Source organism: Isoptericola sp. NPDC057391 (genome assembly GCF_042668085.1).
GTDB lineage: Bacteria > Actinomycetota > Actinomycetes > Actinomycetales > Cellulomonadaceae > Isoptericola.
Genome location: NZ_JBHVBO010000157.1, coordinates 1 through 9,857, shown reverse-complemented (window position 1 = coordinate 9,857; position 9,857 = coordinate 1). Strand labels below are relative to the sequence as shown.

Here is a 9,857-nt window from a genome sequence, read left to right as displayed (position 1 = left end):
GCCGCGGACGGGCCGAGGCACGCCCGCGCCAGCGCCAGGACGAGGGCGGTGCCCGCCTGGGCGACGGCCGCCCCGAGCCACAGCAGGAGCGCGGCGCCGACGGCGCCCACGACCAGCGCGACCGGCCACGCCAGCCCAGGAGTGCCGCCGGCCGCGCCGGCCCCACCCCGTGCCAGCACGACGACGAGCGCGGCCGCACCGCCGACCAGGGTCACCACCGCGAGGAGGAAGACCGTGCACAGCAGCATCGCGACGACCGCGTACCCCGCGGCCGCCCACGCCCGGCCGTCGCGCAGCGTGGCCCGGAAGCCGGCCCACGACCGCGGCAAGCCGGCCGCCCCGAGCCTCGGACCCGGCACGACGACACCCGTCTGGGCAGCGAGCCGCCCCCGCTCGAGCGCGGCGAACCAGCGGGCGACGGGCAGCGCCACGCCGAGCGCGAGGAGGCCGAGACCGAGGACCGGCACGAGGACCGACGACACCAGGACCAGCATCCACACGGCCACGCCGGCGCTCGCCAGCCATACCGCCCCCACGGCGAGCTGCGCGACGGCGCGGACCGTGGCCGGGTCGACCGGCGCGCGCAGCAGCCCGGCCCGCGAGCTCAGGGCCGGGGCGGCGTCCACGCCGCCCGCGGCGACGTCCGTGCTGGTCATGACCTCGAGACTAGGGCGACGCGGCCGCCCGCGGGCAGCCAGGTCGCCCACGAGATCGGGGTAGGGATCTCCCGACCTCGCGCGTCCCACCGCCGCGGCGGCCGTGACAGGGTGTCCGAGCGGGTGAAGGATCGACGGGACGGCGCGACGCGGTGCGCGCCGGCGGCGAAGGAGGACGCGGTGGACGACGCGGTCGTGGTCGGTTCCGGCCCCAACGGGCTCGCCGCCGCCGTCACGCTCGCCCGGGCCGGGCTGTCCGTGACGGTGCTGGAGGCCAACGAGACCGTCGGCGGCGGTGCCCGGACGCTCGCGCCCGGCGACGACGGCGACCTGCTCGCGGGCCTGCCCTCCGGCGTCGTGCACGACCTGTGCTCGGCCGTGCACCCGATGGCGTGGGCGTCGCCGTTCTTCCGCGCGTTCGACCTGCGGGCGCACGGCGTCGAGCTCCTCACGCCCGAGGTGTCCTATGCGCAGCCGCTGCCGGGCGGGCGCGCCGCCGTCGCGTACCGCGACCTGGAGCGCACCGCCGAGGGTCTCGGGCCCGACGGCGCCGCGTGGCGCTCCCTGATGGGGCCGCTGGCCGAGCAGTGGGAGGCCGTGGTCGCCGTCGGCATGGGCGACAGGCGGTCCGTGCCGCCCGGGATCCTCGACGCCCCCGACCCGCTGCGCGCCGGGGCGGGCGCCGTCCGCTTCGGGCTGGCGCTGCTCGAGCAGGGCACCCAGGCGTGGGACGCCCGGTTCTCCGGCGACGGCGGCGCGCTGCTCACCGGCGTCGCCGCGCACACCATCACCCCGCTGCCCTCGCTCTCCGGCGCCGGCACCGCGCTGCTGCTGGGCGCCCTGGCGCACGCCACGCCCGGCCGGGACGGGCGGTTCGACGGCGGCTGGGCCGTCCCGCGCGGGGGCTCGGGCGCGATCGTCGCCGCCCTGCGCGCGGACCTCGAGGCCCACGGGGGCACGGTCGTGACCGGCCACCGGGTGCGCACGCCGGCCGACCTGCCCGCCGCGCGCGCCGTCCTGTTCGACACGACGCCCCGCACCCTGCTCGACGTGCTCGGTCCCGCCGTCGAGCCCAGCCTGCGCCGCGCGCTGGGCGCGTTCCGGCACGGCAACGCCGCCGCCAAGGTCGACTACGTGCTGTCCGGCCCGGTGCCCTGGGCGGACCCCGAGGTCGGCCGGGCGGGCACCGTGCACGTGGGCGGCACCCGGGCGGAGATGGCCGCGGCCGAGAACGCCGTCGCCGCCGGCCGCCACGCCGAGCGGCCCGTGTGCCTGGTCAGCGACCCGTCCGTGGTCGACACGTCCCGCCGCGTCGTCTCCGGGAACGCCGAGCTGCGCCCCCTGTGGGCGTACACCCACGTGCCCGCGGGGTCCGACGTCGACGTCACGGAGATGGTCACCGCACAGATCGAGCGGTTCGCGCCCGGGTTCCGCGACGTCGTCGTCGGCGCGCGCGCGATCCCCGCCGCCGCCATGGCGGAGCACAACCAGAACTACGTCGGCGGAGACATCTCCGCCGGCGCCGCGACGATGTGGCAGATGTTCTCGCGCCCCACGCTGCGCGCGAACCCCTACCGCGCGGCCGGCGGCGTCTACCTCTGCTCGGCGTCCACCCCGCCCGGCCCCGGCGTCCACGGCATGGGCGGCTGGCACGCCGCGCGGCGCGCGCTGCGCGACGTCTTCGGCGTCCGGGTCGCGGCGCTGTAGCTCCGGCCTCGTCAGACCCGCACGTCCGGCCGCGGGTGCACGCCGCGGCGCGGGATGGTCGTCCCGTCGGCGAACTGCACGCAGTCCTCGAGCCGCGCCTCCACCGTGCCGCCGCCGAACTGCTCCTCGTAGAGCCGGGCGTACAGGCCGCCGCGCTCCAGCAGCTTGGCGTGCGTGCCCTGCTCGACGAGGCGGCCGTCGGCGATCCCGAAGATCACGTCGGCGTTCATGATCGTGCTCAGCCGGTGCGCGACGGCGAACGTGGTGCGGTCGGCCATCGCCCGCTCCAGCGCGCCCTGCACGAGGCGCTCGGTGGCGGTGTCGAGGGCGGACGTCGCCTCGTCGAGGATGAGGATCCGCGGGTCCTTGATGAGCACGCGCGCGATGGACAGCCGCTGCTTCTCGCCGCCCGACAGGCGGAAGCCCCGCTCCCCCGTCACCGTCTCGTACCCGTCGGCGAAGCTCATGATCCGGTCGTGGATGTTCGCCGCGCGGCACGCCTCCACGATCTCCGCGTCCGTGACGTCCGCGCGGGCGTAGCGCAGGTTCTCCGTGATGGTGCCGTGGAACAGGTACGGCTCCTGCGTCACCATCCCGACGACGTCGGCGAGGCTGCCCAAGGTCACGTCGCGCACGTCCGTGCCGTCGACCAGCACCGCGCCGCGCGTCACCTCGTGCAGCCGCGGCACCAGGTACGTGAGCGTCGTCTTGCCCGAGCCCGACGGCCCCACCAGCGCGGCGAGCTGGCCCGGCCGCACCCGCAGCGACACGCCCCGCAGCGCCCAGCCGTCGGCGTCGCCGCTCGCGCCCGCCGGGTGGTCCGGCGGCGGAGGGGCGGGGTCGTCCTCGACCGGCACCGCCGCCGCCAGCCCGGGCGCCGACGCCGCGGACACCACGTGGGCGGCGGCGGGGTCGGTGAGCGCCGCGACGACGGGCACCTCGAGGGCGCGGTAGCCGCGGCCCGAGCGCCGGCCCGCGGGACGGGGCCCACCGCCGGGCCGCGCCGGCGGGGCGGAGACGTCGCGCGCCTCGGGGTACCGGAACCACACGTCGCGCAGCTCCACCTCGCCGCGCGTGGCCGCCTTGTCGAGCACCCGCGCGTCCGGCCGGTCGGTGATGGCGGGCTCGAGGTCGAGGTACTCGAACAGCCGCGAGAACAACGCGAACGAGGTCTGCACGTCGAGCGTCACGCGCATGAGGCCGACCAGCGGCTGCTGGAGCCGCGACTGCAGGGTGGTGAACGCGACGATCGTGCCGGCGGTGAGCACCGCCCCGCCGATGAGCGTGCCGCCGTTGATGAGCAGCCCCGCCACCAGGTACACGATCGCCGGCGTGAGCCCGAAGAACGTGGAGACGATCGAGAAGAACGTCTGACCGGTCATCGCGTTCTTCACCTGCAACCGCGTCTGGCGGCGGTTCTCGCGCCGGTAGCGCGCCACCTCGACGTCGGACCGGTTGAACACCTTCGCGAGCAGGACGCCGGAGACGCCGAGCGACTCCTCCGTGATCGCCGTCATCTCGCTCAGCGACTCCTGCGTGCGCCGCTGCAGCCGCTTGCGGCGCCGGCCCACCCGCACCTGGATCACCACGAAGACCGGCATGAGCACCAGCGTGATGATCGTCAGCTGCCAGCTCAGCAGCAGCATCGACACGAACGCGGCGGCCACGGTGACGACGTTCTGCAGGATCGACGTCGCCGTCGAGGTGAGCACGTTGCGCACGCCCGAGACGTCGTTCGCGAGCCGCGACTGGATGTCCCCGGTGCGCGTGGAGGTGAAGAACGCGAGCTCCATCTTCTCCAGGTGCTCGAACAGCGCCACGCGCAGGTCCGCCATCGCGCCGTTGCCGATGCGGGTGGTGAGGTACGTCTGCCCGACGCCGATGAGCGCGCTGACCAGCGGGATCGCCACCAGCCCCGCCACCAGCCAGCCCAGCAGCCGCAGGTCGGGCTCGCCGACCTGGCCCGCCGCGTCCGTCGGGAACAGCGCGTCGTCGAACACGGCACGGGTGAGGAACGGCGCGACGCTCGTCAGCGCGGCGGCCGCCACGACGGCCACCGCGACCAGCACCAGCTGGGCCTTGTACGGCGCGAGCAGCGCGGCGATGCGGCGCAGCACGGGCTGGTCGGGCGTCCCGGCGATCGGGCCCGTCCGGGCCGGCGACGACGGGGCGGCGGACGCGGCGGTTCCGGTGTCGGCCATACGGCCATGCTCACGCGGCCCCGGCCGTCGTGCCCGTCAGGCCGGCGCCACAGCCCAGCGCGTGGTGCGGCCGGCCAGGTCCGTGATCCCGACGCGGCCGGTCGGCGAGAGGGTCGTGACGCGCCCCCTCGCGGCCCACCGGCCGGCATAGCGGTCCGCGAGCGCCGCCTCCGCCGCGGCGTCGCCCGCGTCGGCGGCGACCAGCAGCGCGGCGACCTCGTCGGCCAGCACGTCGAGCTCCTCGGGCGAGGGTTCGGGCGCCGGCGCGCCGTCCGCCTCCTGCGCCCACAGCTCCGCGACCCCGGGGACGTCGTCGGGCGTGCCGCCCCACACGTCCCACAGCAGCACCTCGTCGCGCATCCGGTGCGCCAGCTCGAGCAGCACGTAGCCGCGCACGAAGTCCTGGCCGCCCAGCTCCGGCAGCTCCGGCCCGACGCCGTACGACGCCGGGTCCACCTCGCCCGCGCGGATCGCGCGCCACACCTCCGCCGCCGTGGGGAACGGGGACGCCGGACCGGTGGGCATGTCGCGGACGTCGAAGCCCCAGTCGCCCTGGGGCGTCAGCTCCGGGTCCCAGCGCACCCAGCGGCCGCCGCCCGCGCCGTCGTCCGCCCAGTGCTCGACGACCACGTGGTCGTGGAAGAACGGCGGCTCGAAGTACCCCGCGAACCCGATCCGCGACCGGGCCGGCACGCCGTGCGAGCGCAGCACGCCGAGGGAGAACAGCGTGTGGTCGCGGCAGCAGCCGGCGACCTGCTCCGGCAGGTCGCGGGGCGCGTCGAGCGGCCCCGGCCGGCGGGCGACGGCGGTCTCGAGGATCGTCGCGAGCCACCGCTGGTCGATGTCGGCGCGCTGGGCGTCGGTCAGCGCGGGGCGCCCGGCGCGGTAGTGGACGATCGTCGCGCACGCCGCGGCCCCCGTGGCGGCCGGCGTGGGCGCGACGGCGCGGAGCAGCTCGCCGTGCGGGCCGGGGTCGGAGTACGCGCTGTGCCGGGCGTAGTCGTCGAGGGTCGGTGCTGCCGCGCTCGGTGCCGTCGCGCGTGCCGTCGTGTCCATGCCCTGCTGACCTCCGTCGTCGTGGGGACTCATCGGCCCGCACGGCGTCGTCGTCAGCGGCGGGACTCGAAGAAGTCTCGCAGGATTCCGCCGCACTCGTCCTCGCGCACGCCGCCCACGACCTCGACGGCGTGGTTGGCGCGCTGGTCGCGCACCAGGTCCCAGACGGAGCCGGTGGCGCCGGCCTTCGGGTCCCAGGCGCCGAGCACGAGCCGCTGCACGCGCGCCGCGACGAGCGCGCCCGCGCACATCACGCACGGCTCGAGCGTGACGACGAGCGTGCAGCCCTCGAGCCGCCACTCGCCGCGCGTGGTGGCGGCCTGCCGCAGCGCGAGCACCTCGGCGTGCGCCGTCGGGTCCCCCGTCTCCTCGCGCCGGTTGCGGCCGAGGCCGACGAGCCGGCCGTCCGCGTCGACGACGAGCGCGCCCACCGGCACGTCGTCGCTGGCCAGCGCGTGCGACGCCTCGTGCAGCGCCAGCCCCATGAGCGCGTCCCACACCGCCCGGCGCCGGCTGACCGTGTGCGGCGGGAACTCGCCGTCGGCCCACGGGAGCGCGAGGCCGGGTCGAGCGGGGCCGGGCGCGGCGTCGGACGTCACAGGGCCCAGGCTAGCCGCGGGAGGTGCCCCGGGCCCTCGCGCCGGTACCGTGGGGCCATGCGCCTGCACGTCGCCGACCACCCGCTGGTGGACCACAAGCTCACCGTCCTCCGCGACGAGAAGACCCCGTCGGCGACGTTCCGTCTCCTCGTCGACGAGCTCGTGACCCTGCTCGCCTACGAGGCGACGCGGCACGTGCGCACGGAGCCGAAGGAGATCCGCACCCCGGTCACCACGACCACGGGCGTGCGCCTGAGCGACCCGAGCCCCATCGTGGTGCCGATCCTGCGCGCCGGACTGGGGATGCTCGAGGGCATGACGCGCATGATCCCGACGGCGGAGGTCGGCTTCCTCGGCCTGCAGCGCGACGAGTCCACCTACGAGGCCGTCACCTACGCGAACCGCCTGCCCGACGACCTCACCGACCGGCAGGTGTTCCTCCTCGACCCGATGCTCGCCACGGGCGGCACGCTCGTCGCGGCCATCGACTACGTGCTGGAGCGCGGTGCCCGCGACGTCACCGCCGTGTGCCTGCTCGCCACCCCCGAGGGGCTGAAGGTGCTCGACGACGCGGTCGGCTCGCGCGTCGACGTGCAGATCGTCGTGGCCGCCGTCGACGAGCGGCTCAACGACCAGAAGTACATCGTGCCCGGCCTCGGCGACGCCGGGGACCGGCTGTACGGCATCGTCTGACGGAGCGCATCGCGCCCGAGGCCCCTGCGCTCCGGGGGCCCGGCCCGGTCAGCGGTACTCGCAGTCCCCGATCCGCTCCCACGCGCTGCGCCCGTGGTGGTCGGACCAGCGGCCCTTGCCCTGGGCCTGGGCCTGTCCCTGGCCCTGTCCCTGGGCCTCTCCCGACCCCGCACCACGCCCCACGTACCGGTAGTTCACGCCGCGCCACGACGCGACGTCGCCCACCTCGGGCCGGTCGCCCCAGCGCGGCCGCTCGGCGCACCAACCGCTGGTGCCGGTGAACGTCTCGACGGTGAGCTCGGTCGACCAGTCGCCCGCCCGCACGGTGAAGGTGGCGCCGTCGCGCCCCTTCACGGTGCCGCCGTCGGCGCGCACGCTCTGCCGGGCGGGGACGGTCGTCGCGACGGACACGCCGTTCGAGCCCTGCACGGTGAACTCCTGGGGCACCGACGAGCCCGTGTTGTCCAGCACGACCGACACCTGCCGGGTGGACGTCGAGCGCCACCAGTCCTTGCTCACCTGCACCTCGCCCGCGTCGAGCTGCGCCCGCGGGTCGACGACGACGCAGGAGACGGCGTCGTGCGCGACGGTCCGTTCGACCGAGCGGGGACGTCCCTCGATCTCGCGGGTGAGCCGCACCGTGACGTGGCCGGCCTCCGCCGTCAGCCCGGCGGGTGCCGTCGTGAGGGAGGCACTGGAGCCGGGCTCGACGACGGGCTCGTCCCCGCCGCCCGCGAGCCGCGCCCTCCAGGGCACGCCGCCGCCGTTGCGCACGTCGACCACCAGCTGGGCGCGGTCGTCCACGCACTGGGTCGCGACGGTGATGTCCACCGCCTCGGGCCAGGCCACGGTGGCGCAGCTCTCGAAGTCGGGCACGTCCACCGTGGTGAGGTCGCGGCCGTCGGCCGTCACCGCCAGGTGGCGGGTGCCCCAGGGCACGGACACCGTGAGCACGCCGGTCGCGCCGGCCCCGACCGTCGCGGCACGCCCGTCCCCCGACGCGCCGGGGACGGCGAACCGCACCGCGTGCGTGGAGCCGCTGTTGTCCACGGGGACGACGACGGTGCGCCACGACGTGTCGGCGGAGGCGTCGAAGCGGCACTCGGCCGCGGTGAGGGTCACCGGCCCGCCGACGACGGGGGCGAGCACGGCGGCGTCGTACGACGCCGTCGGGGCGACGACGGGCACCACGCCGTGGGCGGGCTCGTCGCCGTCGCGGTCGGCCACCCAGCGGTACAGCTCGAACCGGGCGGCGCCCGCGGCGAGCGACGTGCGGTCCGTGGTGGCGACGAAGGTGCTGCTCTCCCCCGGCGCGAGCCGCTTGTGGTCCGTGCCGATGCCGGCGGCGGACATCCCGACCCGCATCGCCTCGTCGCCGGTGTTGGTCAGCGTGCCGCGCACCTGGAGGCGGCCGTCGACGTTCACGGTCTCGGCGGACGTCGAGACGGCCCAGCTCGGGTCGTAGCACTCCGCGGAGCCGTGCGTCCCGGCGGGCACGCTGGTCCGGTAGGTCTCGCCGCCGAGGGTCGTCGCGACCGTCCACGTGGCCCCGCCCTCGGGGACCCGGAGGCCGTCGCGCACCTGCACGGTGACCGACGCCCCGGGCGCGACCACCTGCCCGCCCGCGGCGCTGTCGCCGGCGGCGTCGAGCCGCACCGTGAGGCTCTGGTCGGTGAGGTTGACGTACGTGCCCTCGACCACGGCGGACGCCGTGCCCACGCCGCCGACGGCGGTGCAGCGCGCCGCGACCGCGCGGGCCCCGGAGGCCACGCCCGCCCACGACTGCGCGACCGTCACCCCGGCGTTGCCGCCCACCGTGTGCGTCGAGCCCGGCAGCCGGGGTGCCGCCGAGACCGTCATCTGGCCCGGCGCTGCCGAGCCGTCCGCCACGACCCGCAGCCGGACCGACCGCTGCTCGCCGGGCGCCAAGGGGGCCGACCCGGGAGCGGCCACGCAGGTCCAGACTGCGCCGGGCCCCACCTCGCCCGCCGTGCCCGGGACGCACACGAGGTCGCCGTCGGTCGTGACCGGCCGCAGCCCGGCCGGGACGCCCAGCTCCACCGACCAGGCGGCGGCCGGGCGGTCGCCGGTGTTCCGCACCACGACCGGCACCCAGGCCGCGCCCGGGTTCGACACCGCGACCGTGTCGCCGGCGGAGGCCGTGAGCTCGGCGCCGTAGGGCCGCACGGTCGTGGGCGGCAGGGCGACGTCCTCCCGCCTCACGCCCTCGGCCCAGACGGCGGCCCCGATCGCGTAGCTGCCGCCGGCGTGCGCGCGCACCGGGACCGAGACGTCGCGGGTCTCGCCCGGCTCGAGCGTGCCGACCGCGCAGCGCGCCGTCCGCCCGCCGGCGTCCCCCGGGGTGCACGACAGCGCGTCGGCGACGAGCGCGTCGCCGACGGAGGCGCCGGCCGGCGCCTGCGGCAGCGCCAGGTCGACGCCGTCCGGCAGCGCGACCTCGACGACGGCCGCGGTCGCTGCCGCCTCCCCCGTGTTGCCGACGGTCAGCACCAGGGGCTGCGCCGTGCGGGGCTCGAGCGGCACCGCGGCGGCCGTGACCGTGAGGTCCGCGACGGGAGCGAAGAGCGTGGTGCCGAGCAGGTTGGTCGGGCTCGTCGGGTCGGCCGTGGGGTCGGCGGGCTCGGCGGTGTCGCCGGGGTCGGCCGGGTCGTCCTCGGCGGGCTGGACCGCGCCCTCGCCCGGCTGCTCCCCCGGCGGGGTCCACGGGGCGCCCTGGACGGTCACGGGCGCCGGCGGCGCGGCCGGCGGCGCCTCGTCGCCGGTGCCGAGCGCGTTGAGCACCGTGACGACCCCGACGGTCGCGACGGCGACCGCGCTCGCGGCGGCGGCGACGCCCGCCGTGCCGACTGCGGCGCCCGCGGCGGCCGCCGTGCCCGCCGTCGCCACGGCCGTCGTGCCCGCGGTGGCGGCGGTCGCCGTGGCGG

General features: G+C 77.0%; 6 protein-coding genes and 1 pseudogene. 2 read left to right on the top strand and 5 right to left on the bottom strand.

All coding sequences use genetic code 11. The annotated features are described in order from the left end of the window. The coding region (locus ACFUVW_RS16630) for a sensor domain-containing protein (protein ID WP_430572430.1) at positions 1-656 on the bottom strand (656 nt) is incomplete at its 3' end. 180 nt (positions 657-836) lie between these two features. Here ACFUVW_RS16630 and ACFUVW_RS16625 point away from each other — a divergent pair. Beyond that, positions 837-2,363 (top strand): phytoene desaturase family protein, encoded by a 1,527-nt coding sequence (locus ACFUVW_RS16625; protein WP_430572429.1) that lies wholly within the window; start codon positions 837-839, stop codon positions 2,361-2,363. 11 nt (positions 2,364-2,374) lie between these two features. Here ACFUVW_RS16625 and ACFUVW_RS16620 read toward each other — a convergent pair whose 3' ends face one another. From ACFUVW_RS16620 to ACFUVW_RS16610, 3 genes are read right to left on the bottom strand one after another with little or no spacing between them, the layout of a single operon-like run. After that, on the bottom strand, positions 2,375-4,564 hold the full coding sequence (locus ACFUVW_RS16620) for an ABC transporter ATP-binding protein (RefSeq protein WP_430572428.1): 2,190 nt from the start codon (positions 4,562-4,564) through the stop codon (positions 2,375-2,377). A 36-nt stretch (positions 4,565-4,600) separates the two neighbouring features. Then, entirely contained in the window at positions 4,601-5,620 is a 1,020-nt protein-coding gene (locus ACFUVW_RS16615) for a transglutaminase domain-containing protein (protein ID WP_430572427.1), read from the bottom strand. Between the two features lie 53 nt (positions 5,621-5,673). Continuing rightward, positions 5,674-6,219, bottom strand: coding sequence for a nucleoside deaminase (locus ACFUVW_RS16610; protein ID WP_430572426.1), 546 nt, complete (start codon positions 6,217-6,219; stop codon positions 5,674-5,676). A 57-nt stretch (positions 6,220-6,276) separates the two neighbouring features. Between ACFUVW_RS16610 and upp the strand changes: the two genes are divergently transcribed. Further along, entirely contained in the window at positions 6,277-6,912 is a 636-nt protein-coding gene (gene upp / locus ACFUVW_RS16605) for a uracil phosphoribosyltransferase (protein ID WP_430572425.1), read from the top strand. 48 nt (positions 6,913-6,960) lie between these two features. On the opposite strand, the pseudogene ACFUVW_RS16600 reads toward upp, so the two are convergent. Further along, positions 6,961-9,857: pseudogene (locus tag ACFUVW_RS16600) on the bottom strand (hypothetical protein); the annotation flags it as partial.